At 65.5% G+C, this 25,743-nt stretch carries 23 protein-coding genes; 15 read left to right on the top strand and 8 right to left on the bottom strand.

What is annotated here, in order from left to right:
• Positions 1–39: 39 nt before the first annotated feature.
• The gene (locus CA260_RS17665) at positions 40–1,407 is read left to right on the top strand and encodes an MATE family efflux transporter (RefSeq protein ID WP_111984307.1); all 1,368 of its coding nucleotides are present in this window, start codon (positions 40–42) and stop codon (positions 1,405–1,407) included.
• A 116-nt stretch (positions 1,408–1,523) separates the two neighbouring features.
• Complete coding sequence (sppA, locus tag CA260_RS17660) at positions 1,524–3,389, top strand: signal peptide peptidase SppA (protein ID WP_111984306.1); 1,866 nt, start codon at positions 1,524–1,526, stop codon at positions 3,387–3,389.
• Positions 3,390–3,463: 74 nt separating this feature from the next.
• Here the strand turns inward: sppA and CA260_RS17655 are convergent, their stop codons facing one another.
• Both CA260_RS17655 and CA260_RS17650 read right to left on the bottom strand, forming a co-directional pair.
• Positions 3,464–4,288, bottom strand: a complete 825-nt coding sequence (locus CA260_RS17655; RefSeq protein ID WP_111984305.1) for an ABC transporter ATP-binding protein — start codon at positions 4,286–4,288, stop codon at positions 3,464–3,466.
• Positions 4,289–4,492: 204 nt separating this feature from the next.
• Complete coding sequence (locus tag CA260_RS17650) at positions 4,493–4,711, bottom strand: hypothetical protein (RefSeq protein ID WP_111984304.1); 219 nt, start codon at positions 4,709–4,711, stop codon at positions 4,493–4,495.
• 94 nt (positions 4,712–4,805) lie between these two features.
• Between CA260_RS17650 and CA260_RS17645 the strand changes: the two genes are divergently transcribed.
• Positions 4,806–5,588, top strand: a complete 783-nt coding sequence (locus CA260_RS17645; RefSeq protein WP_111984303.1) for an SDR family oxidoreductase — start codon at positions 4,806–4,808, stop codon at positions 5,586–5,588.
• A 238-nt stretch (positions 5,589–5,826) separates the two neighbouring features.
• On the opposite strand, the gene CA260_RS17640 is transcribed toward CA260_RS17645, so the two are convergent.
• From CA260_RS17640 to CA260_RS17630, 3 genes are all read right to left on the bottom strand, one after another.
• Positions 5,827–6,459: a DUF4124 domain-containing protein gene (locus CA260_RS17640; protein ID WP_111984302.1), complete on the bottom strand. Its 633-nt coding sequence runs from the start codon at positions 6,457–6,459 to the stop codon at positions 5,827–5,829.
• A gap of 28 nt (positions 6,460–6,487) precedes the next feature.
• Positions 6,488–7,432: a DegV family protein gene (locus tag CA260_RS17635; protein ID WP_172461886.1), complete on the bottom strand. Its 945-nt coding sequence runs from the start codon at positions 7,430–7,432 to the stop codon at positions 6,488–6,490.
• 126 nt (positions 7,433–7,558) lie between these two features.
• The gene (locus CA260_RS17630; RefSeq protein ID WP_111984300.1) at positions 7,559–9,976 is read right to left on the bottom strand and encodes an acyl-CoA dehydrogenase; all 2,418 of its coding nucleotides are present in this window, start codon (positions 9,974–9,976) and stop codon (positions 7,559–7,561) included.
• Positions 9,977–10,166: 190 nt separating this feature from the next.
• On the opposite strand from CA260_RS17630, the gene CA260_RS17625 reads away from it, so the two are divergent.
• The 7 genes from CA260_RS17625 (at position 10,167) to CA260_RS17595 (ending at position 20,667) form a co-directional block, all read left to right on the top strand.
• Entirely contained in the window at positions 10,167–10,958 is a 792-nt protein-coding gene (locus CA260_RS17625) for an AMP nucleosidase (RefSeq protein WP_111984299.1), read from the top strand.
• A 342-nt stretch (positions 10,959–11,300) separates the two neighbouring features.
• Positions 11,301–14,258 (top strand): TonB-dependent receptor domain-containing protein, encoded by a 2,958-nt coding sequence (locus CA260_RS17620; protein WP_111984298.1) that lies wholly within the window; start codon positions 11,301–11,303, stop codon positions 14,256–14,258.
• Positions 14,259–14,340: 82 nt separating this feature from the next.
• Positions 14,341–16,167: a tetratricopeptide repeat-containing sulfotransferase family protein gene (locus CA260_RS17615; RefSeq protein WP_111984297.1), complete on the top strand. Its 1,827-nt coding sequence runs from the start codon at positions 14,341–14,343 to the stop codon at positions 16,165–16,167.
• Positions 16,157–16,774, top strand: a complete 618-nt coding sequence (locus CA260_RS17610) for a 2OG-Fe(II) oxygenase (RefSeq protein WP_111984296.1) — start codon at positions 16,157–16,159, stop codon at positions 16,772–16,774. Before CA260_RS17615 ends, CA260_RS17610 begins: the two co-directional genes overlap by 11 nt.
• 45 nt (positions 16,775–16,819) lie before the next feature.
• On the top strand, positions 16,820–18,181 hold the full coding sequence (locus CA260_RS17605; RefSeq protein ID WP_111984295.1) for a tetratricopeptide repeat-containing sulfotransferase family protein: 1,362 nt from the start codon (positions 16,820–16,822) through the stop codon (positions 18,179–18,181).
• A 107-nt stretch (positions 18,182–18,288) separates the two neighbouring features.
• Positions 18,289–19,611 (top strand): aspartyl/asparaginyl beta-hydroxylase domain-containing protein, encoded by a 1,323-nt coding sequence (locus CA260_RS17600; protein ID WP_111984294.1) that lies wholly within the window; start codon positions 18,289–18,291, stop codon positions 19,609–19,611.
• A gap of 99 nt (positions 19,612–19,710) precedes the next feature.
• Positions 19,711–20,667, top strand: coding sequence for a quinone oxidoreductase family protein (locus CA260_RS17595; RefSeq protein ID WP_111984293.1), 957 nt, complete (start codon positions 19,711–19,713; stop codon positions 20,665–20,667).
• An 82-nt stretch (positions 20,668–20,749) separates the two neighbouring features.
• Here the strand turns inward: CA260_RS17595 and CA260_RS17590 are convergent, their stop codons facing one another.
• Together CA260_RS17590 and CA260_RS17585 are read right to left on the bottom strand one after the other, a co-directional pair.
• Positions 20,750–21,655 (bottom strand): ion channel, encoded by a 906-nt coding sequence (locus CA260_RS17590; RefSeq protein ID WP_111984292.1) that lies wholly within the window; start codon positions 21,653–21,655, stop codon positions 20,750–20,752.
• 53 nt (positions 21,656–21,708) lie between these two features.
• Complete coding sequence (locus CA260_RS17585) at positions 21,709–21,981, bottom strand: hypothetical protein (protein WP_111984291.1); 273 nt, start codon at positions 21,979–21,981, stop codon at positions 21,709–21,711.
• 60 nt (positions 21,982–22,041) lie between these two features.
• Here CA260_RS17585 and CA260_RS17580 point away from each other — a divergent pair, with 60 nt between their 5' ends.
• The 3 genes from CA260_RS17580 (at position 22,042) to CA260_RS17570 (ending at position 23,190) form a co-directional block, all read left to right on the top strand.
• The gene (locus CA260_RS17580; protein WP_202864101.1) at positions 22,042–22,491 is read left to right on the top strand and encodes a PIN domain-containing protein; all 450 of its coding nucleotides are present in this window, start codon (positions 22,042–22,044) and stop codon (positions 22,489–22,491) included.
• Between the two features lie 71 nt (positions 22,492–22,562).
• Complete coding sequence (locus CA260_RS17575; protein ID WP_111984289.1) at positions 22,563–22,979, top strand: hypothetical protein; 417 nt, start codon at positions 22,563–22,565, stop codon at positions 22,977–22,979.
• A 22-nt stretch (positions 22,980–23,001) separates the two neighbouring features.
• Positions 23,002–23,190 carry a CPXCG motif-containing cysteine-rich protein gene (locus CA260_RS17570; protein ID WP_111984460.1) on the top strand — a complete coding sequence of 63 codons (189 nt, stop codon included), beginning with the start codon at positions 23,002–23,004 and terminating at the stop codon, positions 23,188–23,190.
• Position 23,191: 1 nt separating this feature from the next.
• Here the strand turns inward: CA260_RS17570 and pncA are convergent, their stop codons facing one another.
• Positions 23,192–23,839, bottom strand: coding sequence for a bifunctional nicotinamidase/pyrazinamidase (gene pncA, locus CA260_RS17565; protein ID WP_111984288.1), 648 nt, complete (start codon positions 23,837–23,839; stop codon positions 23,192–23,194).
• A 198-nt stretch (positions 23,840–24,037) separates the two neighbouring features.
• Here pncA and CA260_RS17560 point away from each other — a divergent pair, with 198 nt between their 5' ends.
• Positions 24,038–24,406, top strand: a complete 369-nt coding sequence (locus CA260_RS17560) for a hypothetical protein (RefSeq protein WP_111984287.1) — start codon at positions 24,038–24,040, stop codon at positions 24,404–24,406.
• Between the two features lie 57 nt (positions 24,407–24,463).
• A complete protein-coding gene (locus tag CA260_RS17555) occupies positions 24,464–25,663 on the top strand; it encodes an MFS transporter (RefSeq protein ID WP_111984286.1) in 1,200 nt (399 codons plus the stop codon).
• Positions 25,664–25,743: the final 80 nt, after the last annotated feature.

The following is a 25,743-nucleotide window of genomic DNA, read 5'->3' as shown; positions in this document are numbered from 1 at the left end:
CGACGGGTGCGCTAGAATGCCGGGCCCAGGAGTCTTCCCATGTTCTCTTTCCGCCCCGATCGCGCCAGGGTGGCGCACGAGGTCGGCGCCACGGTGCGCCTTGCCCTTCCGTTGATCGCCGCGCAATTGGCTGCGGTGGGTCCGAACTTCGTCGATGCCGTGCTTGCCGGGCACCTGAGTGCGCACGTGCAGGCCGCCGTCACCACGGCGGTGAGCATCTGGGCGCTGGCACTGGTAAGTGGACTGGGCATGATGATGGCGGTGCCGCCGTCGGTCGCGCAGCTCGATGGCGCGGGCCGTCGCCACGAAGTGGGCGCGGTGTTCGTGCAGGCGCTGTGGCTGGCCTGGGCCATGGGCATCGTGATGTGGTTCCTGGTGCGCAACGCCACCCCGATGCTGGACTGGATCGGCGTGGTGCCGACGCTGCGCGCCGACGTGATGCACTTCCTGCACGCGATCAGCTGGGCCGGCCCGGCGCTCACCAGCTACTTCGCGTTGCGCGGCCTGTCCGAGGGCCTGTCGATGACGCGTCCCTCGATGTACTTCAGCTTCGGCGGCCTGCTGGTGCTGGCGCCGCTGGGCTATGTGCTGATGTACGGCAAGTTCGGCCTGCCGGCGCTGGGTTCGCTGGGCAGCGGCATCGCCACGGCGACCGTGCTGTGGCTGGAGATGGCGGGCTTTGCGCTGTACATCGCCAAGTACCCGGCGTATCGCGACCTTGGCCTGCGCGAAGGCATCGCATGGCCCAAGCCGAAGATGCTGCTGGAGCTGCTGAAGATCGGCGGTCCGATGGCGGTGACCCTGCTGGCCGAAGGCGGCCTGTTCGTCGCGGTGGCGCTCGCCATCGCGACACTCGGCGAGACGGTGGTCGCCAGCCACCAGGTCGCGTTGAGCGTGGCGACGGTGGCCTTCATGGTTCCGCTGGGCCTGTCGATGGCGATCACCGTGCGCGTGGGCAACGCGGTGGGCCGCGGCGATGCACGTGGCGTGCGCTATGCGGGCCTGTGCGGCATCGGCCTGGCGCTGTGCGTGCAGACGGTGTCGTCGTCGCTGATGCTCGGCATCCCGCACCTGCTTGCGCGGATGTACACGCATGACGCTGCCGTGATTGCGCTGGCCGCGCAGCTGATGCTGCTCGCGGGCTTCTTCCAGTTCTCCGACGGCATCCAGGTCACGTCCAACGGCGCGTTGCGTGGCCTCAAGGACACCCGCGTGCCGATGGTGATCACCCTGTTTGCCTACTGGGGCGTGGGCATGCCGGTGGGCTGGTGGCTGGCCTTCCGCCACGGCATGGGCGCGCGCGGCATGTGGATGGGCCTGATTGCCGGCCTGACCATGGCGGCCATCCTGCTGTTCACCCGCTTCTGTCGCAGCGCCTTTCGCGAACGCTGGCAGCGACCCGCTTGAGGGCGCCTGGTGGCGCCCCGCACGGGCGCCGGCCGTCAGCCGCATGTGTCTTCAGCACCACATGACCTTCGCCGTACGAACGGCTACGCTGTCACCGACCTTCTGAGGACCTTCGCATGACGGAACGCCGCCCCAACGGTTTCTGGGCTTTTCTCTGCGCACTCGGGCGCGGCATCAACGTGGTCAGGGTGGTCATCCTCAACCTGGTCTTCTTCTTCTTTTTCTCCATCCTGCTGCTGGTGCTGCTCGGCGGCTACCTGGGCAGCCGCGGCGAGCACGCGATCCTCAGCGACAGCGTGCTGGTCATCAAGCCCAAGGGCGAACTGGTCGAGCAGTACAGCATCGAGCCGATGGAGCGCCTGCTGGCGCAGCTGTCAGGCAATCCGCCGAAGCAGATCCAGCTGCGCGACCTCGTAGGTGCCATCGACGCGGCCGCGAAGGACACACGCATCACGCGCATCCTGCTGGAACCCGGTGACCTGCAGGGCGGCGGTTTCGCCGCGTTGCGCGAAGTGGGCGCTGCGCTGGATCGATTCCGCGCCGCTGGCAAACCGGTGATCGTTTGGGCGGCCAATTACGACCAGGGCCAGTACTACCTCGCCGCGCATGCCGATCGCGTGCTGGTCGATCCGCAAGGTGGCGTGCTGATCACCGGCCTGGCCAACTATCGCCTGTTCTACAAGGACCTGCTCGACAAGCTCGGCGTGGACGTACACCTGTTCCGCGTGGGCCAGTTCAAGAGCGCCGCCGAGCCGTACATCCTCGACCACGCTTCACCGGAGGCGAAGGAGGCCGACAGCTTCTGGATGGGCGGTCTGTGGGACAGCTACATCAACGAAGTGGCGAAGCTGCGCAAGCTCGAACCGGCCACGCTGCGCGCCGACATCGACAGCCTGCCGCAGAAGATCGCGGACGCGCGCGGCGACCTCGGCCGTCTCTCGCTGGACCAGCATCTGGTCGATGGCGTGGCGACGCCGGCCGAACTCGAAGCGATGATGCGCAAGGAAGGCGTGCCCGCCGGCAAGAAGGGCGAGGGCTTCCGCCAGATTTCGCTGCAACGCTATGGCGCCAACCTGCCCGACAACGACGGCGGTTTCGCACCGGGCGTGTCGGTGGTGGTGGCCGAGGGCGAGATTTCCGGCGGCAAGCAGCCGCAGGGCACGGTGGGCGGCGACTCCACCGCCGCGCTGATCCGTGCCGCACGCACCGACAAGCGCACCAAGGCGCTGGTGCTGCGCGTGAATTCGCCGGGCGGCGAAGTCTACGCGGCCGAACAGATCCGCCGTGAAGTGGCGCTGACCCGCGATGCGGGCATTCCGGTCGTGGTGTCGATGGGCAATGTGGCGGCCAGCGGCGGCTACTGGATCTCGATGAACGCCGATCGCATCTACGCCGAGCCGAACACCATCACCGGTTCCATCGGCATCTTCGGCATGGTGCTGACGGTACCTGGCACGCTGGACAAGCTGGGCGTGAAGAACGACGGCGTGGGCACCGGCCCGCTCGCCGGCGCATTCGACATCACGCGTCCGCTCGATCCGAAGGTGGGCACGGTGATCCAGGCCACCATCGAAAAGGGCTATCGCGATTTCGTGGGACAGGTCGCCAAGGCGCGCGGCAAGCCGTACGACGCGGTCGACACCATTGCCCAGGGTCGCGTGTGGACCGGCCAGCAGGCGCTCGATCGCGGCCTGGTCGACCAGTTGGGCGGCCTGGGCGACGCCGTCGCCGATGCGGCGCAGCGCGCCAAGCTCGGCAAGGACTATCCGGTACGTTACGTGGAGGAATCGCTGGGCGGCTTCGAGCAGTTCCTGGTCAACCTCAACGAGAGCGCGATGGTGCGGGTGGCGCAGTCCTACGGCCTGCAGTTGCCGGCCTGGGTGGCGCATATCGACACGATGGCGCCGGAGCTGAAACTGCTGCGCCATGCGGAAACGGGTCGGCCGAACATCTACGCCTATTGCTTCTGCACGCCGCGCTGAGCGAATCGTCCTCGCCAAAAAACCAAGGCCCCGGCTTCCACCGGGGCCTTTTCACTTTTTGGTGCGCGCACAGGTCACATCACGGCGGCGTTGTAGTAGTCGCCATTCCTCTGCACGCGCACCGGCATGCCGAAGGCATCGCCCAGCGCCTCGCTGGTAAGCACATCGGCCTTGTCGCCCTGGCGCAGCACGCGACCATCACGCAGCAGCACCACGCGCTCGATCTCGGGCAACACCTCTTCGATGTGATGCGTTACCAGCAGCAGCGTGGTGCCGCTGCGGGCGAGGCCGCGCAGGCTTTCCAGGAAGCGCCGCCGGCTGGCCATGTCCAGGCCGGCACAGGGTTCGTCCAGCAACAGCGCACGCGGACGGTGGACCAGTGCCCGCGCGATCAGCACGCGCCTCGCCTCACCGGTGGACAGGCTCGCCATGCGTCGGCCCAGCAGATGCGTGGCGCCGGCGTGGGCAATCGCTTCATCAGCGCGTTCGCGCATGGCCGCCGTGACGCGATGATCCAGCCCCAGCCGCCGCGCCGCGAAGAAACTCGACAACACCGCCTCGGAAACCTCCAGCGTCGCATCACTGGTGCAGTCGTCCTGCAGCGAGGGCGAGACGATGCCCAGCAATCCACGCAGATCCGACACATGCCAGCGATCGCGTCCGAACACGTGCATGGAAGACGTGCCGTCCTTGCGGGCCAACGGATAGAGCTCACGCGTGATCAGGCGCACCAGGGTGGACTTGCCCGCACCATTCGCACCGAGGATGGCGGTGTGTTCGCCCGCGTCGATGCGCAGGCTGAAGTGGTCGAGGATGAGGCGATCGCCGCGCATCACGCTGGCGCCGTCGATCTCCAGCAGCGGCGCGGACGCCAGCTCGTCGGGGTAGTGGGCGTTCATGCCCTCAACCATGCCTGCAGCCGGTCGCGTTGCCAAGCCCCGGCAGTCTGGACGTCCAATTGAACGGGCACATCTTTTGTAGGAGCGCACCCAGTAGGCGACAGCGGCAGGGCAGTTTCGCCGCAGCCTGGTCGCTGGCTACCTCACGTCTTTTCCCATTCGCTGATCGCGCACTGGGTGCGCTCCTACAAGGGGAGGGCGACGTTACTGCGTCACCGTGTCGATGTCCTGTCGCTGCTTCTCCGCCTGCTGGTCGACCGTCTTCTGCACGTCGCGGGCGCGCTGCTCATCTTTCTTCAGCTCATCCCACGGCGTGGCGAGGCGCGTGGTGGTGGCGGAGGCCGGCTGTGAGACGGGCGCAGGCGGCTTGCCTGAACAGGCGGCGAGGGAACAGAGGCACAGCAGCAGGGCAAGGCGTGTCATGGGCGTTCCTCGGGGCGCGTGGCCGGCAGTGTCGGGCCTGCGCGCGCCGTCGGCAAGCTTGGCGCGGCACGGACGCAGGCTCTAAGCTCGACCCATGAACGCACGCATCGACGCCTGGCAACTGCAGGGACATACCGCGCTGATCACCGGCGCCAGCAAGGGTATCGGCTATGCCACGGCACGCGAGCTGGCGGGCCTGGGCGCGAATCTCCTGCTGGTCGCGCGCGACGCCGATTATCTCGAACAGGTGCGCGTGGACCTGCTGGACGACTTTCCCGGCATCGAGGTGATGGCCTTCGACGCCGACCTCAGCGAACAGGAGGACCGCCTGGCGGTGTTCGACTGGATCGCCGATCTTGGGGCGCCGCTGTCGTTGCTCATCAACAATGCCGGCGGCAACCAGCCGGCGCCCACGCTGGCGTATCGTGACGAGGAGTACCGCGCGATCTTCGAGCAGAACCTGTTTTCCGCCTTCGAGATGTGCCGCCTCGCGCATCCGCAACTCGTGCAGCACGCGAATGCGGCCATCGTCAACGTGGGCTCGGTTTCGGGCACCACCCATGTGCGGACGGGCTCGCCCTACGGCATGACCAAGGCTGCGCTGCATCAGCTCACGCGCAACCTCGCCGTCGAGTGGGCCACCGACGGCATCCGCGTCAACGCGGTGGCTCCGTGGTACATCCGCACGCAGCGCTCCGAGCCGGCGCTCGCGAACGACGACTACCTCGACGAGGTGCTGGATCGCACGCCGCTGCGCCGCATCGGCGAGCCCGAGGAAGTGGCCGCAGCGATTGCCTTCCTGTGCCTGCCTGCCGCGAGCTATGTCACCGGCCAGGTGCTGGCCGTGGACGGTGGCTTCCTCAGCTACGGTTTCTAGGCAAACCCGGCATTGTTTTCCACAGGCGGTGTGGACGGCCTTGGGGCAAGCCTGTGGATAGATGATGCAAGTGCGCGCCACGCGTGGATTTTCATCACGCTGCTCAGTTTTGCGTCATGCCGCGGGCGGTTTTCCACAGCATTTGGGGAAAGCCTGGTGGCAAGCCTGTGGACAACCCGGCGGCGCGCTTTCGCAGCAGGCACTTGCATGGCTTTGCGCAATACATGCGCAGCGACGCTCAGCAGTTGCGTAGCTGGGCGAGCAAGGTGGCTTCGCGTTTTTCCAGCGGCGGCCGGTCGCTCTTGAAGGAGCGGCGCAGCCTGGTTTCGTTTTCGTCGTATGCGTCGCGCAGCGCGTGGCAGGTTTCAGCAGGCGTGAGTTCGTGGCACTGGTCCTGCACCCAGACGAAGTGGCGCGCGATCAGGCCGGGGGTGATGCGTCCGCGATTGAGCTCGGGCGCGGATGCACCCGCGCCGCCGGGCGGACCGTAGGCCTGAGACAGCGACAGGCCCCCGCCACCGACCATGCCGTAGGGCACCTGGTACGGTTCCGGGTTGCCGTTTTCGCTCAGATACGTCGTGCGGTCGGTGGCGCGCACGCACGCGTACATGACCGGCAGTGGTGCTGCGGGTGTGGCAGGGGCTGGAGGCGGAGCCGCGGGCTCGACGATGGCCTGCTTGGGCGCTGGCGCGGGTGGAGCGGCCTGCGGTTCGGAGTCGTCGAGCTGCAACGTGCGCTGTCGCTGTCCGGCGGCGCATGGCTTGTCCTGGTAGATGACCTTGCCGTCCGCGGTGGTGCATTGATAAGCCGTCCCCGCCCGCGCCGGCGCGCCGAGCGAAAGCAGCAGGACCAGGATGCACAGGCGGATCATGCACGGCCTCCCGTGGGCAGGCATCGGCTCAGAACTCGGCGACGTGTTCCTCGGCAGCGAAACCCAGCGTCACCGCGCCTTCGCCGACGTTGACCATGCCGGTGATGCTCATGGGGGCTTCCATCAGTTCCACGCCGCATTCCTCGCAGGCCGCGCGCAGGCCGTCGTAGCCCGGCAATTTGGCCAGCTCCGCCAGGTCGCCGCCGTAGCTGACGCACACGGCCGGCACCAGCAGGCCGGCATGCACGCGCTTGGCCGCGTAATCGAACAAGGTCTCGGCGCCGTGCTCGAAGCCGCGCACTTTGCCGACCGGGCCGGTTTCGCCGCGATAGCCGCGCAGCAAGGGCTTGATGTCCAGCGCCGAGCCGAGCACCGCGCTCATCAGGCCCACGCTGCGGTCACCCTTCTTCTTGGCGCGGGCACGCAGGTAGTAGAGATCGCGCGGCAACATATAGCCGTACGAGTTGTTGGCGATATAGGTGAGGCGCTCGCGGATCGCCGCAGGCGCTTCGCCGGCATCGATCAGGCGGGTGGCCTCGACGATGGCCGGCCCCGAGCCGGCGAACAGGCTGCGCGTATCGATCACGCGCATCAGGAACGGACCGGTGACGTTGTTGCGCTCGCGCACATCGCGATAGTTCTTCAGCACCGCGAAGCTGGCCTTGATCACGTGATCGTTGATGGCGCTGCGGGTGGCGGTGATGGTCAGGCAGAACACGCAATCCTGTTCCAGCACCAGCTTGTCCAGGAACAGCTTCTGCACTTCCTCGATCGAGCAGGGCTCGGTCTCGGCCGAGTGGCTGCGGCTGCCGAGATTGCGGTCGAGGAAGCGATGCAGTTCGACCTGGCTGCGGTTGTCCAGGAAGATTTCGTCGTCCACGCGAATGGTGATGGGCATCACCGCGATGTTGTGTTTCTGCAGAAACGCCTGCGGCAAATCGCAGGACGCATCGATGGCCAGTCCCATCCGCATCGTCTCACCCCCCATCTTTGACAGAGGCAACATAGCACGCACCCTTGCCGGTGCCGACCCTGACGCTTGGCGCATGCCCTAGGATTTTTTCACCTGTCTGCAGGCGTGCTGTTCTCCAGCGCATCGCTAACGAAGCTGCTTGTAGACGGCCGCGTCGAACGCGTCGACCTGCACCACCTTGTCGCGCGCTTCGTTGGCCTCGCCGAGCGCAGCGTATTCCTCGGCCGTGATGATGCCGGCGGCCAGCGCGATGTCGTCGAGCTGGTCCTTCGGCGCACGGTCGATCCGTCCTGCGCGCACGGCGTCGCGCAGCTTGGTTTCCACCAGCAGGGCGCGCACGGCCTTGTCCAACGCGGCTTCGAGTTCGCCCAGTCCCGGCTCGTGCGGGCCGGGTACGTGGATGTCCTCGGTGAGATGGATGCGTGCCTCGCGGTCTTCCAGGATCGCCCGCGCCGCCCGCTGTCCCAGCCCGTCCGATGGTGGGCGGAAGCGTGCGCCCAGCGGGAACACCAGCAGACGGGCGACCCCGGCAGTGAAGCCGGCAGGGAGATTGTCGAGTACACCGCGCAGCGCTTCCTGGGTGCGATACAGCGCGAGGGCCACGCCCCAGTGCGCGAGGTCGTAGTTGGAGGCGAGCTTGGGTTCGTCGTGGTAGCGCTTGAGCGTGGCGGCGGCGAGGTATTGCCACGCCAGTGCATCGGCGAGCCGCCCGGAGATCTTCTCGCGCCGCTTCAGCGAACCACCCAGGGTCACCATGCACAGATCCGATACCAGGGCGAACGCCGAGGCGAACCGCGTGAGATGTTGGTACTGGCGCTGCATCTCGGTATCCGCCGGCGCCGAGGCGAGTCGCGATCCGGTCAGCCCCAGCAGCAACGCACGCACGCCGCGGGTGAATACGAAGTTGATGTAGCCGAACGTCGCCCGGTCGAAGGCGACCCGATCCTTCGCCGCGATGGCCTCGATCAGCTTCTGCACCCAGGGGTGGCAGCGGATCGCCCCCTGCCCGTAGATGATCATCGAACGGGTGAGGATGTTGGCGCCCTCCACGGTGATGCCGATCGGCACCGACATCCACATGCGCGACAGCGCGTTGCGCGGCCCGCGCTGGATGGCGGCGCCGGCGCGGATGTCCATCGCATCGCTCACCACCTCGCGCATGGCGTCGGTGAGGTAGGCCTTGGCAATGGAGCCGAGCACGGCGGGCTTCTCGCCCGCATCGAGCGCGCCACAGGTAAGCGTGCGCGTGGCCGTCATCAGATAGGTAAGGCCGGCAATGCGCGCCAGCGGTTCCTCGATGCCTTCGAAGCGGCCGATCGGCGTGTCGAACTGCTCGCGCACGGTGGCGTAAGCGCCGCAGATGCGCGTGGCCATCTGCGCGGCGCCGACGGCCAGCGCGGGCAGCGAGATGGAGCGGCCGGCGGCGAGGCTTTCCATCAGCATGCGCCAGCCATGGCCGGCCTGCGCCACGCCGCCGATGATGGCGTCCAGCGGCACGAACACGTCGTGGCCTTCGATAGGGCCGTTGGCGAACGGCACGCCCATCGGGTCGTGGTGCTTGCCGACCACCACGCCCGGGAGGTCACGCGGAATCAGCGCGCAGGTGATGCCGCGGTCCGCCGGGCCGCCAAGCAGACCGTTCGGATCTTTCAGCCGGAAGGCCAGGCCGATCAGCGTCGCGACCGGAGCCAGGGTGATGTAGCGCTTGTTCCAGTTGAGGCGCAGGCCAATGACGTCTTCGCCCTGCCAACGACCCCATTCGACGATACCTTCCGACTGCGTGGCGGCGGCATCGGAACCGGCTTCCGGGCCGGTCAAGGCAAAGCAGGGGACTTCCAGGCCTTCAGCGAGACGAGGCAGGTAGCGCCGTTTCTGTTCCTCGGTGCCGTAATGGACCAGCAGTTCGCCCGGCCCCAGCGAGTTGGGCACCATCACCGTCACCGCCGCGGCGACCGAGCGCGTGGCGATGCGCGTGACCACACGCGAATGCCCGATCTCGGACATGCCCAGCCCGCCGTAGTTCTCGGGCAGCACCATGCCGAAGAAGCGCTCGCGCTTGATGAAATCCCAGACCTCGGGCGGCAGGTCGCGATCCTGCTCGACCTGCCAGTCGTCCAGCATCTCGCACAGCGTCGTCACCGGCCCGTCCAGGAAGGCTTGCTCGCGTGGCGACAGCGGCTTGCACTCGAAACGCCGCAGCGCCTCCCAGTCGGGCATGCCGGAGAAGATCTGCGCGTCCCACCAGACCGTGCCGGCTTCCAGCGCGATGCGTTCGGTTTCCCCGAGGCGTGGCATCACCTTGCCCAGCACGGGCAGCAGGGCGCTGGCGAACAGCGCGCGGCGCAGGGGCGGGAAGCCCGTGGCCAGCGCGATGAGCGCCGTGACAAATAGCAGTCCATATAAAAGGAGTGGCGAGTCGACGCCGCGCACGTACCAGGTCGCGAACAGCGCCGCCGCGGCGGTGACCCAGGCCAGCCATCCGCGACCCGCGAAGGCAAAGCCCAGCAGGAGCAGCAGTGCAACGAGCAGTCCGATGATCAGCATGGTGTCCTCCTGGCATCCGCGGCCATGGTGGGCAGGCCGGCTTCAAGAAAATGAAAAGACCCTCGACCTACGGCGCGTGCGGCGCCCTTGCAGCAGGTAAGATGCGCGCACTGATCTGGCATCTTGCCGGCGTGGCGTCGCCGGTAACGCGTAGCGGGACAACAAACGCTGCGCCGACCCAAGGGGTCTTATGAAGGACAAACAGGAGATCGTCTCCAACTGGCTGCCGCGCTATACCGGCACGCCGCTGGAGCAGTTCGGCGAGCACATACTGCTCACCAACTTCGGCCATTACGTCGAGCTGTTCGCACAATGGCACGGCGTCGACGTGCAGGGCCGCGACAAGCCCATGCCCAACGCCACCGCCGACGGCATCACCCTCATCAACTTCGGCATGGGCAGCCCCAACGCCGCCACGGTGATGGACCTGCTCAGCGCCATCGCACCCAAGGCCGCGCTGTTCCTGGGCAAGTGCGGTGGCCTGAAGAAGAAGAACGCCATCGGCGACCTGGTGCTGCCGATCGCCGCCATCCGCGGCGAAGGCACGTCCAACGATTACCTGTTGCCGGAAGTGCCGGCATTGCCGGCGTTCCAGCTGCAACGTGGCGTGTCGACCATGATCCGCGACCTCGGCTACGACTATTGGACGGGCACGGTGTACACCACCAACCGCCGCGTCTGGGAGCACGACGAAGCGTTCAAGGATTATCTGCGCCGCACCCGCTGCATGGCGATCGACATGGAAACCGCCACCATCTTCGCCGCGGGGTTCGCCAACAAGATTCCCTGCGGCGCCCTGTTGCTGGTTTCGGACCAGCCGATGATTCCCGAGGGCGTTAAGACTGAGTTAAGTGATCGTACCGTGACGGCCCAATTCGTGGAGCGCCACATACGCATCGGTATCGAGGCCCTGAAGCTGGTGCGCCGCCGCGGGCGCAGCGTCAAGCACTTGCGGTTCGAGGACGATGGTGGGCTCGATTAACTTGTGAAATCAGCAGCCTGGCGGCGTGCAACGCGTCCGCCCAGGCTTTCTTCACCGTGGTTTCACCATCTTCACACGATGGTCGAACGGTCGAGGCGATGGACACTCGGCGTTAGGGTTTGGTCTAAACGCGGGGATGAAATCGAAATAAATTACGCTGAGTATAGGCGAACGGCAAATTCTTGCCGTATAGATTTTATTGACTATCTGTAAGTAAAGCGTGATAAATGCGTAGCGCTGTAGACCAAGGTCTACCTAATGCCTTTAGGTGACTCGGGCGCGGGTTTGAGGCGGGGAAATCTTTCAAACCCAGTCATAAATAAATAACGGGAGGGTGTTCTCATGAAGTTTGGGGTTAAGAAACTGTCTGCGTCAGTGCATCTGGCGCTTTCTCTGGGTGCGGTGCTCACCCTTGGTGGTGTGTCCACGGCTGTGTTCGCCCAGGATGCTGGCACGAGCGCAAACGTTGATGCCCAGGACCAGTCGGCAGGGGCCCAGCAGGCTCCGGACCAGAAGGCCAAGACGCTCGAAACCGTCACCGTGACGGGTTCGCGCATCCGCCGCGTCGACGTCGAGACCGCTAGCCCGGTGCACACGATCGACCGCTCGCAGATCCAGCAGAGCGGTAAGGCCACGCTCGGCGACCTGTTGCAGGAAATTCCGTCGGTGGCCGGTGCGGCGACCAACCCGCAGGTGAACAACGGTGGTGGTGACGGTGCGTCCACCGTGTCGCTGCGCGGCCTCGGTTCGCAGCGTACGTTGATCCTGGTGAACGGCCATCGCGTGGCCCGCAACGACATCAACGCGATCCCGGCCTCGATGGTCGAGCGCGTGGAAGTGCTGAAGGACGGCGCCTCGGCGACCTACGGTTCCGACGCCATCGGCGGCGTGGTGAACTTCATCCTGCGCAAGGACTACCAGGGCGCCGAAATCAGCGCCAACGTCGGTGAGTCCGACCAGAACGACGGTTTCCGTCGTGGCTTCTCGGCCATCTTTGGCCACAGCAGCGAGAAGGGCAACATCACCGCCGGCCTCGACTACAACAAGTTCGATGGCATTTCGTCGGCTCGCCGCGACTTCGCCAAGAACGCGACCTACCTGTCGTCGGGCTCGGTGTTCAATTCGGGCTCCAGTCGTACCCCTTCGGGCCAGCTGATCATTCCGGCCCCTGCCAGCGCCACCAACCCTGACGGCAACACGGCGGGTTTGGCGAAGGGTAGTTATACCCTCAACGGCAACCCGACCGGCCGGACCACCGGTGCGGACTATCGTCCGTACAACTCCAGGACGGATGCGTACAACTATCAGGAACAGAACCTGATCCAGACGCCGCAGGAGCGTACCAACGCTTTCGCACTGGCCAACTATCAGCTGACCGATAGCATCCAGGCCCACCTGGACTACTTCTACAACAAGACCACGTCCAACTTCGCGATCGCGCCGCTGCCGTTCGACGCGCTGTCCGACGGCGTGCTGGTGTCGAAGAACAACTACTACAACCCGTTCGGCGTCGATTTCGGTACCGATGGCACCACCCAGGGCCAGGGCTTCCGCTCGCGCTTCACCACGCTTGGCCAGCGCCAGGGTCACTACAGCACCGAAACCAACCAGGTCAACGCTGGCCTGCGCGGCAACTTCGGCAACGACTCGACCTGGCAGTGGGATGCCGACCTGAACTACGGTCACATCACCCAGGCGCAGCGTAGCTTCGGCTACATCTACTACGCCGGCCTGCGTCAGGCGCTCGGTCCATCCTTCCAGGATCCGACCACGGGCGCGATCACCTGCGGGACTGCTGCGAACCCCATCACGGGTTGCACCCCGCTGAACATCTTCAACGTCAACGATCCGCAGACGATCGCCACGCTGAAGAACTACGCGGCCAACCCGTACTACAACACGCTGACCATTTCGCGTCGTGCCGAGGCCAACGCCAGCGGCGAGCTGTTCAACCTGCCGGCCGGCGCCGTGTCGCTCGCCGTGGGTGCGGACTACGACAAGGAATACCAGAACTACGGCGTCGACTACATCGCGACGACCTCGGGCGCTGGCGGTACCTGCCAGATCTCGCAGGAAGCCTGCTCCACGCCGCTGTCGGGTAGCTTCAACGTCAAGGAAGTCTATTACGAAGCCCTGGTGCCGATCCTCGCGGACAAGCCGTTCGTGAAGTCGTTGAACCTGACCATCGGCCAGCGCTATTCCGACTACTCCTCGGTGGGCAGCAAGACCACCACCAAGGTGGCCGTTGAATGGCGTCCGATCGACGACCTGCTGCTGCGTGGCACCATGGACGGCGTGTTCCGCGCTCCGACCATCAACGACCTGTACGCCGGTGCCGCCGGTTCGGCCCCGCCGCTTACCGACCCCTGCATTGGCTACACCGGTGGTCATGCTGCCGCCTGCCAAAACGTTCCGACCGATGGTTCGTTCAAGGGTTCGGGTCTCAGCCAGACCACGGGCGTGAACTCGGGTTCGGTGGCCGCTGGTTACAAGCTGAAGCCGGAATACGGTCATACCTACGATTTCGGTATCGTGTACGACCCGAGCTGGGCACAGGGCCTGTCGGTGAGTGCTGACCTGTGGCGTGTCACGCTGAACGACACGATCACCAACGTCGGCGCCAACACGGTGGTGAACTCCTGCTACAACAACGACGCCAGCCCGTTCTGCTCGTTCATTCATCGCTTCAACGACGGTCAGATCAATTACATCAACCAGCCGACTGTGAACCTGGGCTCGTTGAACGTGAAGGGCACTGACTTCAGCGCCAAGTACCGCATCCCGCACTTCGACGTGGCCGGCACCAATGTCGGTGACTTCGCGGTGTCCCTGGATGCCACGTACCTGATCCGCTACGACAACGACACGGCTCCGGGCCAGGTGGGCGATGTGGTCAACCACATGGCCGGCGTGTACAACCAGCAGGCTCAGTACGGCAACTTCACGCGCTGGCGCGCGCTGGGTGGCCTGAACTGGACGGCCGGTGCGTGGTCGGCATCGTGGACGCTGCGCTACATCGGTGCGGTCAACGTCGGTTCGAAGGACCCGTCGATGGGCTTCAGTGCTGACGCGGCCCTTCCGAACGTGGTGCTGCGCATCCCGTCGGTGACGTACAACAACTTCCAGTTCGGTTATAACATCGCCCAGTACAACACCCGCGTGGACGTTGGTGTGGACAACGCGTTCGACAAGCAGCCGCCGCTGTTCTATCAGAACAACGTGCTCAATGCGAACACGGACGTGAACACCTACGACACCATCGGCCGCTACTTCTGGGCTCGCGTGACCGTGAAGTTCTGATCGACATCGGGCAGTTAGCCGATAATGAAACCGCGCGGTGTGAGCCGCGCGGTTTTTTTTCACTTACACGATATGAGTCGTGATGCAAGCAAGCATTGAAACCATTGCCGCCTTGGCGCAAAAAGGGGCTTTGACCGAGGCCGAGGGGGCCTGCAGGCAGTTGCTGAGCGAGCAACCAGCGTTTGAGCCCGCGCTCGAATGGCTGGCCTATGTGCTGCAGCTGCAGCAGCGCTCGGCCGAAGCCCGTGACTGCTACCGGCAATTGACCGAGCTTAACCCCCGAAACGGAGGCCACTGGAGCAACCTGGCCACGTTGTTGAGGGATGAGGGAAAGCTGGAAGAAGCCGAGCGCGCCTATACCACCTCGCTGCGCATCGATCCCGATGACTGCATCGTGCAGGGAAATCTTGGTCTGCTGTACATGGAGCGTGGCGAATACGTGCGCGCGCGTTCGCTGCTGGTGGAGGCGACCCGGCGCCAGCCGGGCGTCATGAGTGTCCGGATCTACGCCGTGATGGCCAGCTACGAATGCGGCGACACGCTGGGTGTGGAAGAGCTGCTCGCCGGTTGGGAAAGCTGGCCTCCGCTGACGGAAGACTTGCGAGTCGACCTTGCATGGATCTTCGCCCAGCTCGGGCGAGCCGCGGAAGCGGAGCATCTGCTCAACGAAACCTTGGATACCTCGGGACAGCGACCGAGGACGCTTGCGCGCCTGATCCATCTCTACGAGCGCGTGAATCGCCTCGACGAGGCGCGCGTGCTGCTCGAAGGGTTGCCGGATCCTGAAACGCTCACGGATGAAGTGGACCGGTACGAAGTGATCGCAGCACACGGTGTGATGGCTCAGCGAGGCCATGACCCCGCGATGACGCGCAACCTCCTGGAGCGGCTGGTTATCCAGACCAGGGAGCGCAAGCACCGCAGCAATCTTTATTTCGGCATCGCCAAGGCGTGTGACAAGGCGGGTGAGACCGCTGCGGCCATGCAGGCGCTGGCTGAGGCGCATGCCATCCAGCTGGAGAATGCCGCCCAGCTCGTTCCGGAGCTGATGGCGCCTGGTGTCGAACCGCTGGCGCCATCGACCTTGCGCGTGGAAGCCTCGGATCTCGGTTCGGATGAGTCGTGGAGGGAAGCCGGCGACGTAGCCACCTCGCCAGTATTCGTTGTGGGTTTTCCACGCTCTGGCACGACCATGCTGGAGCAAATGCTCGATGCCCATCCTGGCCTTACCTCGATGGACGAGCGTCCGTTCATGCAGGCCATCGCCGAACGTCTTCAGCATCATGGGGTGCTTTATCCTGAGCACCTTTGGAAGTTGAGCGAAGACGATGCCGCTGAGTTGCGCCGGTACTACTGGCACCTGGTGTCGCGAGCCGTCGAGCTGGCTCCGGGGCAGCGCGTCGTCGACAAGAATCCGCTGAACCTTCTGCATCTGCCGCTGATCGTGCGGCTCTTCCCGAAGGCGCCGGTCATCCTCGCGTTGCGGCATCCTTGCGATGTGCTGCTCAGCTGTTACATGCAGAATTTCCGTTCACCTGGCTTCCAGGTGTTGTGCTCTTCGCTGGAACGCCTCGCCCGCGGCTATGTGAACGCCATGCGCTTCTGGGTACACCACGAAGCGCTGCTCAAGCCGCACGTGTTGCGCCTGCGCTATGAAGACCTGCTCGACGATTTCGAGCCAATGGTGAAGCGCATCGGTGATTTCATCGGCGTCGAGGATTCCACGCCGCTGCTGCGCTTCCACGAGCATGCCCAACAGAAGGGTTTCATCAGCACGCCGAGCTATTCCCAGGTGACGCAGCCGCCGAACAAGCGTGCCGTGGGACGCTGGAAGCGGTATGCCGAAGCGTTCGAACCGTTGCGGCCGACGCTGGCCGAGGTGATGGAGCTCTGGGGTTATGACTACTGAATCGCTGCAGCGGGACCGTTATGACGTGCGCAGCTACGTCCAGTACTTCGACGCGGCGCTCCCGGTGCCGTTCTGCGAGCAGCTCATCGCCTCGTTCCACCAGTCGGTGGAGCATCAGTTGGTGCGAGGCAAGGGATGGCGTGCGGGCCTCGATGAGAGCGCGTGGACCGAGCTCGATCTGACGCCGCTGGCGGACGACGCCTTCAAGGGTTTCTTCTATCGGCAGATCGACGAGTACCTGGAGCGCTACAACCGCAGCCTCGGTCTCACCATCGACGTGCCGTCGTCGAACGTGATCGCACCGTTGCGCATCAAGCGATACATCGCCGGATCGGGCGATGGCTTCCAGCCACATTTCGATTCGCTCGGCGAGGTGGCCAGCCGCTACCTGGTGTTCCTGTGGTATCTCAACGACGTGGAGCAGGGCGGGGAGACCCGGTTCTGCGATCTCGGCCTCTCGGTGCAGGCGCGTGCGGGTCGGCTGCTGGTTTTCCCGCCGTACTGGATGTACCAGCATGCCGGCTTGCCGCCGCAGTCGAACGACAAGTACATCCTTTCCACCTACCTGATGTTCCCCGCCGCGTCGATCCAGGGCGGAGGGCTATGATGCGAGCATGCGCAGCGGCAGCGCGTGGTACGAGGTGATGCGGGCATGAGCGGTTCCACGCCGGCAGGGCAGGCACCTGCATTTGCTGATCCGATGCAGGCGCGTGCCATGGCCCAGCAGCTGCGGCAGCAGGGGAGGCTGGATGCGGCGGCGGGCATCATGCATGCCGCGGGGTTGAAGTCGCTGGGCCAGGCGGACACGGTGTTCGACTGCGCCCTGTTCATCAAGGAAAGCGGCAGGCATGCATTGGCGGCGGAGCTGTGCGACAGGCAGCTGGCGTTGTCGCCGAACCACCTGCGTCTGCTGGCTCTGGCTGGCAGCATCGATCACGAGCTGGGGCGCTTCGACGCCGCGCGTGCGCGTTACCTGGCCGCCATCCACGGGGGCATCGATCTCAACCAATGGTTCCTGCTGCATGCGTTGTCCACCACGCAGCGGTATACCGACGCGAACCATCCTGATTTCGCTTTGTTCGAGGCGCACGTGCACGATGCGCGCCTGTCGCCCCGCGCCCGCGCGGCGGTGTGCTTCGCGCTCGGCAAGGCCTGTGACGACGTCGGTGATATGCAGCGTGCGGCCGCGATGTTTCGCGAAGCCAACGGCCTGGTGAAGCGCGAGATCCACTGGTCGCGCGATGTATGGGAGCGCTTCGTCGCGGCACAGATCCAGGAACCGCCCGCGGGGTCGCTGAGCGAACCGTCCGGCTGTATCCCGGTATTCGTGGTGGGCATGGTACGTAGCGGCACCACGCTGCTGGCCGAGCGCCTGGCCCGTCATGCGGACGTGCGTAACCGGGGAGAAATGCCGTTCATCGCCTACCTGGCCGGGCAGCTCAAGGCTCAGGGTTTGCTGCATGATCTTCGCGCCTGTGCGCAGGCACGCCAGATCTACCTGGCGCACCTGCGCCAGGACGATGCGCCAGCGCGTTGGTACATCGACAAGCATCCACTGAACTTCCGCTACGTGGGGCTGATCCATCGGCTGTTTCCGGAGGCGCGCGTGCTCTATTGCCGGCGGGACCGCCGCGATAACTCGCTGTCGATCTACAGCCAGTATTTCGGTCACGCGGACAATGACTACGCCTACGATTTCGAGGATATTGCGAGTTACGCGCACGGCTGCGATCGTCTGATGGCGCACTGGATGCAGTCGCGGGGACTGCCGGTGCACGCTGTCGATTACGAACAGATGGTGGGCAATCCGGAGGCGACCCTGGCGGGGGCCAGGGCGTTTCTCGGCCTGCCGCCCGAGGAGAGTGCAGCTGCGACACCTGCCGAAGGGGCGATTGCCACCGCGAGCATGTGGCAGGCGCGGCAGCCGATCTATCATCGGTCCGTGGGCCGGTGGCGCAGCTACGGGGAGTGGCTGCCGGAATTGGAGCAGTGGGGCGCTGGCGGAAACGCCTAGCGCAGCGGCAGGGGAAGCATCGCAGGGCCGTGGCCATGCGATGTGCCGCCAGTGACAGTGGCCGGGCAGACGTTTTGCTGCCCGGAGGGTCGATGTATGGGGGAGCGATGAGTACGGAGTTTCAAGGCGGTTCCAAGGCCCTGCGCGAACAGGCGCACGAGGGCTTGCGTCAAGGCAATCTCCCGTTGGCCGAACAGTCTTTCGCGCGACTGCTTGAGCTCGTTCCCGACGATGTGGAAGCCTTGCAGTTCGTGGCGAGCCAGCGTCTGGCGCGCGGCGAATCGCTGCAGGCGATCGCGATGCTGCTCGCCGCCGAGCGCATCCGTCCCGACGACGCCAACATCCTTCATCAGCTCGGCGTCGCGCAGATGGCTGCCGGCGAATGGCGTGGGGCTGCGGACAGCCTTCGCCGCTGTGTCGACCAGGCGGCCGACATGTTTGTGGCACGGCTGCGCCTGGGCATCGCGCTGGAGCGGCTCGGCGAAACGCACCAGGCCTTGCTCGCCTATTTCGGGGCGGTGAACTCCGCCCAGGCACAGGGGCGCTGGCTGAGCGACGACACGACAGCTCCCGGCTTGCGTGACATGGTGAAGTACGCCATGCGCTTCATCGATATCGGACGCCGCCAGCTGTTCGATCGCGTCATTGCGCCCTTGCGCGATCGCTACGGCCGCGCGGAGCTGTCGCGTGTGGAGCAATGCCTCGCGATCTACCTCGGCGAGCAGCCGGCGCGTCTGCCCGATGCGCGGCAGAAGCCCAAGTTCCTCTATTTCCCCGGTGTGCCGAGCCAGACCTACTACCCAACCAGCCGGTTCCCGTGGCAGTCGCGGCTGGAAGAAGCCACCGACATCATCAGGGAAGAGTTGCAGGCCGTATTGGCCCAGGACGAAAGCCTGGAGCCTTTCATGAAGTTCAGTTCGGCCGATGCCGCGGAAGGCTACCTGCGCTCGTCCAGCCAACAGACGGCGGCGTGGGATGCCTTTTTCTTCTATCGCCACGGCACCCGCTACGACGATAACTGCAAGCGTTGCCCGCGCACGTCGCAGTTGCTCGATGATCTGCCGTTGGTGCGCATTCGCGACCACGCTCCCGAAACACTGTTCTCGGTGCTGAGCCCGGGTACGCACATCCTTCCGCACCGTGGCGTTACCAATACGCGCCTCGTCACGCATCTTCCGCTGATCGTTCCGCCGGATTGCGCCATCAAGGTGGGTGGCGAGCTGCATGAGTGGCAAGAGGGGCGCTGCGTGTCCTTTGACGACACCTTCGAACACGAGGCGTGGAATCGCAGCGAGCGGACGCGCGTGGTGATGATCCTGGACAGCTGGAATCCCGACCTTACCGAGGTGGAACGTGCTGCCGTCACCGACCTCGTCGAGGCGATCGGTGACTTCAATCGGGCGAGTGAGGTGGCGGTCCCCGGCGGCTGAGTTCAAGCGTCGGAAAGCTCAGTCCGGTCCTCGCGAACCATCGGGTCAAGCGGGAAGCTGTCATGCTTGCGTCGACACCTCCGATGCCAGGAATGCCCCATGCACGCGTTGACCTTCGATCACTTCGGCCCGGCTGACGTCCTGCGCTGGACCGAACGTCCCGATCCGGTGCCAGGCCCGGGTCAGCTGCTGGTGCGCATGCAGGCTGCGGGCCTGAATTTCGCCGATGTGTACCGTCGCAACGGCAACTACCACCTCAGCGGTGCGGCCCCCTGGGTGCTGGGCTATGAAGGCGCCGGCGTGGTGGAGGGCGGCAACGATCCTCTGTTTCCGGCGGGAAGGCGCGTCGGGTTCGCCGACATGCCGCATGCCAACGCGGAGCTGGTGGTGGTGGATCGCGAGCGATTGATCCCCCTGCCCGACGACATCGATGCGGACACGGCGGCCGCCGTGCTGCTGCAGGGACTCACGGCGCAGTACCTCGTCAGCGACAGTTTTCGCGTGCAGCCGGGCGACGTGGCTGTCGTGCATGCAGCGGCAGGCGGGGTCGGGTTGTTGCTGGTGCAGATGCTCAAGGCGCTGGGTGCCGTGGTGCTTGGCGTGGCGTCCAGCGAGGCCAAGCGTGACGCCGTCATCACCGCCGGTGCGGATGTGGCGGTGGGTTATGACGAATGGGTATCGGCCACCAAGGCGTTGACGGGCGGACATGGCGCGAGCGTCGTGTACGACTCGGTGGGGCGCACGCTGGGCGACAGCCTTGCGGTCGCTCGCATCGGCGGCACGGTGGTGTTCTACGGCATGGCGGCGGGCGATCCCGCGCCGGTCGATCCGCGTCTGCTGATGGATCGCTCGCTGACGCTGACCGGTGGCGATCTGTGGAACGTGCTCACGGGCGCCGAGGTGCGCCGCGAGCGTGCCGCCGCGTTGTTCGAGCAGATCCGCAACGGCGTGCTGAAGCCGTGCATCGCGGCCCGCTTTCCCTTGCGCGACGGGGCCAGGGCGCACGCCTATCTGGAAAGCCGCGCAGCCATCGGCAAGGTCCTGCTCACCTTGTAGAAGCGCACCCAGTGCGCGATCGCACCATTAAAAGCAGCCAAGCCATCCCAGGCCTGGATCGACTTGCATCCGCGTCGCGCGCCTACGAAACATCCGACTCATCATCCACCGGCAGCACATGGTGGAACACGCTGTAGTCGATATGGCTCACGCCGAGTTCGTCGTCATGCACCAGGTCGACGTAGCGATGGTTCCAGCGCCACTCGCGATAGCTCCATTGCCGCCGCGCCAGCATCGATTGCGAGGTGGTTTCGTCGATGCCTTCGATCGACAGCATCAGCGTGGCTTCCGTCGCGGCCAGCAGGTCGGGCGTCAGGTCGTGCAGCGGGCTGCTTTCATCGATCACATGCATCAGGCTCCAGCTCAGCACGAACACCGGATGGCGGTCACGCAGCAGCTTGAGGTCGTGGATGCGGCGCAGCCGGAAGCCCTCGGGCGAAGACTCGCGCAGCAGCAGATGAAGCTTGGCCGAGGCTTCGGCGATCACGTTCTGTCGCGCGTTCGCCGCGCGAATCATCAGCGTCGGCTGGCCGTGGATGCGTCGTATCACCGGATGGTCGGCGAAGATCATCTTCGCCCGCGGCCGCGAGAAACGCGCAAACACCAGGCCGGTGACCAGCGCGATGCTCAGCATGCCGGTGAAGATTTCCACGGTGGCGACGACATGGCCGTACACCGTCTGCGGATGCATGTCGCCATAGCCCACCGTCGCCAGCGTTTCCACGCTGAAGAAGAACGCCCCGCCGAAGTTGGCCGGAAACTGGTTGGCGATGGCATGGTCGCCGAGCTGGTAGAGCGTGGCGAACAGCGTGTTGAGCAGTACGAAAACCGTGGCTGCCAGGCCGAAGAACACCGGCCAGCGGATGGTGAGCGCGAAATGGTAGATGTCGTCCCAGAACCGGCGCATCAGGCCGTGGCTGACAAAAGGACGGCCGCCGATGCTGATCGTGCGAGGACGTGGTGGCATCGGCGGCAGCCAGCGTGGCATCGTGCAAAACCGTTCGTGGGAACTGGCGTCGATGTTATCGCGGCGCCCTGCGATCACGCAGGGGGCAGGGCATCGTCGAAGCCGGTGTAGTCGTCCGGGAAGATCGGCGTGCCGTCGCCTTCCAGCCCAATGATCGCGGCCAACGCCTTCGCCGAAGCCTGCTCGGCCAATTCGCGCTCGCGGAAGCTGCGATTTTCTGCGATCGCGTAGTACACCGGGTAGCCGTGGCGCGCGCGGGGCGTGACCACGAGGCAGGCGGCGTAGCGCGAGCCTTCCGCCACCGCCGTGGCGCGGACTGCGTAATCGTCGAAGAGGCGGTCGGTCATGGCGGTGGTCCGGTTGGGGTGCCACCATTTTAGCGGGTTGGCTGTGCCACCATGCGCGCCATGTCCGTGTCTTTTCCTCCGCGCATCGTCCTCGACACCAATGTCGCGCTCGACCTGTTCGTGTTCCGCGATCCCGCCGTGCGCCACCTGCTGGATGCCCTGCAGGCCGGCACCGTGCAGGCGGTGGTCGACGAGGCCTGCCGCGCCGAATGGCTGGCCGTGCTCGACTATCCCGAATTCGCGCTCGATGCCGCGGCCCGACAGGATGCCGCTTTGGCCTTCGATCGTTGCGCCCGGTTGCTGGCGGTCACGCAGCTGCCGCCACGGGCCGATGTCAGGCTGCCGCGCTGCGCCGATCCGGACGACCAGAAATTCCTCGAGCTCGCCTTGCTTGCCGACGCCCGCTGGCTGCTGAGCAAGGACAAGGCCGTGTTGCGGCTGGCGCGGCGCACCGCGCGCGAGGGCTGGTTCCAGATCCTGACCCCGGCCACGTGGGAACCGCCGCCGTGAGGGCGCGGTTCACGCCGGATTGATCGACCATTCGCGATGCTCCCGCCGTTGACCAGGCATGGAGTCCGACGATGAAGGCAGCTCAGAGCGTGGCAGGTGCGATCGTGGCGGGAATGCTGCTCACGGGTTGCGGCGTCACCAACAACCACGACACGGTGATCAGGGACGCGGTGGCCAATCGCGTGTTCCTCTACCAGACGCCCGGCGCCAATGACGCCACCGTGCAGGTGGTGCGCGCCAATGGCTATTTCGGCGGAGGCTGTTCCAGCCAGATCCTGATCGACGACAAGTTCGCGGCGCAGCTGGAAACCGGCGAGCAGGTGTCGTTCTCGGTGCCCAGCGGTTCGCATGTGGTGACGCTGCAGAATTCCGGTGCCTGTCACAAGCCGGGCAGCGATGCGCAGGTGCAGACCACGCTGGCAGCGGGCGAAACCACCCAGCTCGCGGTCAACAAGTGGGGTTCATCGCTTTCGCAGGTCAAGCGCTAGGGCAGTCGTTGTCATGACGCCGATGCTCGAACCGGTTCTCACCTACTGCCCGTATTGCGGCGAGCCGATCGAAGTGCTGGTGGACAGCTCGGTGCAGAGCCAGCACTACATCGAGGATTGCCAGGTGTGCTGCCGCCCCATGCAGGTCTCGGTGGAGGTCGACGAGGATGGCGCGCTGCATGTGCGCGCCACCTCCGAGAACGAAGGCTGACTCAACCCAGTGAGCTGGATTCCACCGTATCCACGCCCAGCTGATCGAAGCGGAAGCGCGTGGCGATATCGCTATCGGGCGTCACCGGGCGGGTGAGATCCCACACCACGTGCGTGCGATAGCCGAGGTCCACTGCGTCCTGCGCCGTCCACAGCACGCATACGTCGCGGGCCAGGCCACAGACGTAGATTTCGTCCACGTTCTTGGCGCGCAGCCAGTCGTGCAGTTCGGTGCTGGGGCGCGTGCCGTCGGGTCCGTGGTTTTCGCGGAAGCCGCTGTAGGAATCCACGCGCGGATCATCGCCCTTGCGGATCACCTTCTCCACGCCGGACCAGTCGATGGACGGATGCAGGGCCGCGCCCGGTGTCTCCTGCACGCAATGGTCGGGCCACAGCGTCTGGGCATGGCCGTAGAGCGGGATGCGATCGAACGCCCTGCGCCCGGGGTGCGAGCTGGCGAACGAGACGTGCCCGGCAGGGTGCCAGTCCTGCGTCGCCACCACGTGCTGGAACACGTGCCGTTCCAGCAGCCGGGAGATGCCGGGAACGATGGCATCGCCCTCATGGCAGGCGAGGGCGCCGCCGGGCATGAAATCGGGCTGCACGTCGACCAGGACCAGGGCTGCGCGGTTGCTGACGGGGTGGCTCATGGGGCGCATCGGGCTCGTAAAAGTCTGCGGCCGCAAAGTCTAGTCGGGCGCCGTATCAACGAGATGTGACCGGTTCGACGAGTGCCCTGTACGCGATAGGCGGGGTTAACAGTAGGAGATTCCCTACGTGATGCAGGTCATTGTTCCGGGTACAGGCATAATGGCCTTCAAACAACAACGACGCATGGGACAGGGGCGATGCCTTACGACCAATCTTGGATGGGATACGGCATGGTGGGCGCGTTCGAAGCGGGCGCGATCGCCGCGGCGGCCGGGTTCCTCGTGTTCGCGCTGCTCTCCCGCATCGGCCGCAGCCAGGGCTGGAGCATCGCGATGGAGCTGAGCTGGTCGTACGTGGCGGCCATGGCATTGGCCGGCGGCCAGGACCTGTGGAACCTGTTCTATTTCAACTATGGGCGCCTGCAGTCGCTGCAGCTGCTGCGCATCCGGTTGGCCGCCGTGCACGACGCGGACAACCTGGGTCAGCGCGTGCTGTTCGAATTCATCGGCGTCGGCATCGGCGTGTATCTGGGTTGGCTGGCGCTCGGCCGCCGTCACCCGACGTGATGCGCTGGCGGGCGCTGCCCGTCGACGCATGTTCCTCCTCGCATCCAAGCTGTACTCATGTCCCATCAGGCTGACACCGAGGTCTCCGGTTCCCGGCTGACCCTGCGCATCGTCCAGATCGTGTGCTTCACGTTCCTGGCCTATCTCGTCATCGGCATGCAGTTGGCGGTGCTGCCGCCCTTCGTGCACGACGATCTCGGCATGGGTGCGGTCATCGCCGGCCTGGTGATCAGCACGCAGTACGTCGCGACCTTGCTGAGCCGGGGTTTCGCCGGCCGCACGTCGGACACCGCCGGCCCCAAGCGTACGGCCTGGATCGGCCTGCTGGCCTGCGCGGTGAGTGGATCGCTGATGATCGTGGCGGCCCTGCTGCGCGCATGGCCGATGGCTTCGCTCGGCACGATGCTGCTGGCGCGACTCGCCCTGGGCATGGGCGAGAGCTGCGTCGCCACGGGCTGCATCATGTGGGGCATCGGGCGCGTAGGCAGCGAGCACACGGCCAAGGTCATCTCATGGAACGGCATCGCCACCTACGGCGCGCTGGCGGTCGGTGCGCCGCTCGGCGTGGTGCTGGTGGCGATCGGCGGCTTCGTGATGATCGGCCTATCGGCGGTATCGCTGATGCTGCTGGCGCTGCTGCTCGCCTGGCGACGTCCGCCGGTGCGGGTGGAGGCGGGCGAGCGCCTGCCCATGCATCGCGTGTTCGGCCGCGTGGCGCCCTACGGTATGGGCCTGGCGCTGGGTTCGGTGGGGTTCGGGGTGATCGCCACCTTCATCACCCTGTATTACGCGAGCCAGGGCTGGTCGGGGGCGGCGCCGACGCTGAGTGCGTTTGGTGTCTGTTTCGTGGGTGTTCGACTGCTCCTGGGCTGGACCATCGCGCACTTCGGCGGCTATCGCGTCGCCTTGGGTTCGCTGCTGGTCGAGACGGTCGGCCTCATCGTGCTCGCAACCGCAGGCCATGTCGGCGTGGCGATGATCGGAGCCTCGTTGTGCGGCATCGGTTTTTCGCTGGTTTTCCCCGCGCTGGGCGTGGTGGCCGTGGAACGCGTGAGCGCGGGCAATCGCGGCGCGGCGCTGGCGGCCTATTCGGTGTTCATCGACGTGGCCCTGGGTGTGACCGGCCCGCTGGGCGGCTGGATCGCCTCCGGCGGACGTTACGGGCCGATGTTCGTGGTGGCGGCCGTGCTGTCGCTCGCCGCCGCGTTGCTGACGGGCACGCTGTACATCGGTTACGGCAACAAGGCCCGAGGCTGAGAAGCTCTTGTTGTAGGAGCGCACCCAGTGCGCGATGAACATACGGAGTGGCCGCGACGAAGCGTTGCGGTCGCGCACTG

This window comes from Dyella jiangningensis (assembly GCF_003264855.1).
Classification (GTDB): Bacteria; Pseudomonadota; Gammaproteobacteria; order Xanthomonadales; family Rhodanobacteraceae; genus Dyella; species Dyella jiangningensis_C.
The sequence above is the reverse complement of the archived record's forward strand: the minus strand, read 5'-3'. Positions and strand labels throughout refer to the sequence as shown.

Coding starts and splice junctions, on each gene's coding strand:
- CA260_RS17595 (WP_111984293.1), top strand. CDS start 19,711: ATGCACGCGTTGACCTTCGATCACTTCGGCCCGGCTGACGTCCTGCGC.
- CA260_RS17605 (WP_111984295.1), top strand. CDS start 16,820: ATGAGCGGTTCCACGCCGGCAGGGCAGGCACCTGCATTTGCTGATCCG.
- CA260_RS17585 (WP_111984291.1), bottom strand. CDS start 21,981: ATGACCGACCGCCTCTTCGACGATTACGCAGTCCGCGCCACGGCGGTG.
- CA260_RS17645 (WP_111984303.1), top strand. CDS start 4,806: ATGAACGCACGCATCGACGCCTGGCAACTGCAGGGACATACCGCGCTG.
- CA260_RS17555 (WP_111984286.1), top strand. CDS start 24,464: ATGTCCCATCAGGCTGACACCGAGGTCTCCGGTTCCCGGCTGACCCTG.
- CA260_RS17640 (WP_111984302.1), bottom strand. CDS start 6,459: ATGATCCGCCTGTGCATCCTGGTCCTGCTGCTTTCGCTCGGCGCGCCG.
- CA260_RS17590 (WP_111984292.1), bottom strand. CDS start 21,655: ATGCCACGCTGGCTGCCGCCGATGCCACCACGTCCTCGCACGATCAGC.
- CA260_RS17580 (WP_202864101.1), top strand. CDS start 22,042: ATGTCCGTGTCTTTTCCTCCGCGCATCGTCCTCGACACCAATGTCGCG.
- CA260_RS17560 (WP_111984287.1), top strand. CDS start 24,038: ATGCCTTACGACCAATCTTGGATGGGATACGGCATGGTGGGCGCGTTC.
- CA260_RS17610 (WP_111984296.1), top strand. CDS start 16,157: ATGACTACTGAATCGCTGCAGCGGGACCGTTATGACGTGCGCAGCTAC.
- pncA (WP_111984288.1), bottom strand. CDS start 23,839: ATGAGCCACCCCGTCAGCAACCGCGCAGCCCTGGTCCTGGTCGACGTG.
- CA260_RS17635 (WP_172461886.1), bottom strand. CDS start 7,432: ATGCGGATGGGACTGGCCATCGATGCGTCCTGCGATTTGCCGCAGGCG.
- CA260_RS17650 (WP_111984304.1), bottom strand. CDS start 4,711: ATGACACGCCTTGCCCTGCTGCTGTGCCTCTGTTCCCTCGCCGCCTGT.
- CA260_RS17655 (WP_111984305.1), bottom strand. CDS start 4,288: ATGAACGCCCACTACCCCGACGAGCTGGCGTCCGCGCCGCTGCTGGAG.
- CA260_RS17600 (WP_111984294.1), top strand. CDS start 18,289: ATGAGTACGGAGTTTCAAGGCGGTTCCAAGGCCCTGCGCGAACAGGCG.
- CA260_RS17570 (WP_111984460.1), top strand. CDS start 23,002: ATGCTCGAACCGGTTCTCACCTACTGCCCGTATTGCGGCGAGCCGATC.
- CA260_RS17630 (WP_111984300.1), bottom strand. CDS start 9,976: ATGCTGATCATCGGACTGCTCGTTGCACTGCTGCTCCTGCTGGGCTTT.
- sppA (WP_111984306.1), top strand. CDS start 1,524: ATGACGGAACGCCGCCCCAACGGTTTCTGGGCTTTTCTCTGCGCACTC.
- CA260_RS17625 (WP_111984299.1), top strand. CDS start 10,167: ATGAAGGACAAACAGGAGATCGTCTCCAACTGGCTGCCGCGCTATACC.
- CA260_RS17575 (WP_111984289.1), top strand. CDS start 22,563: ATGAAGGCAGCTCAGAGCGTGGCAGGTGCGATCGTGGCGGGAATGCTG.
- CA260_RS17615 (WP_111984297.1), top strand. CDS start 14,341: ATGCAAGCAAGCATTGAAACCATTGCCGCCTTGGCGCAAAAAGGGGCT.
- CA260_RS17665 (WP_111984307.1), top strand. CDS start 40: ATGTTCTCTTTCCGCCCCGATCGCGCCAGGGTGGCGCACGAGGTCGGC.
- CA260_RS17620 (WP_111984298.1), top strand. CDS start 11,301: ATGAAGTTTGGGGTTAAGAAACTGTCTGCGTCAGTGCATCTGGCGCTT.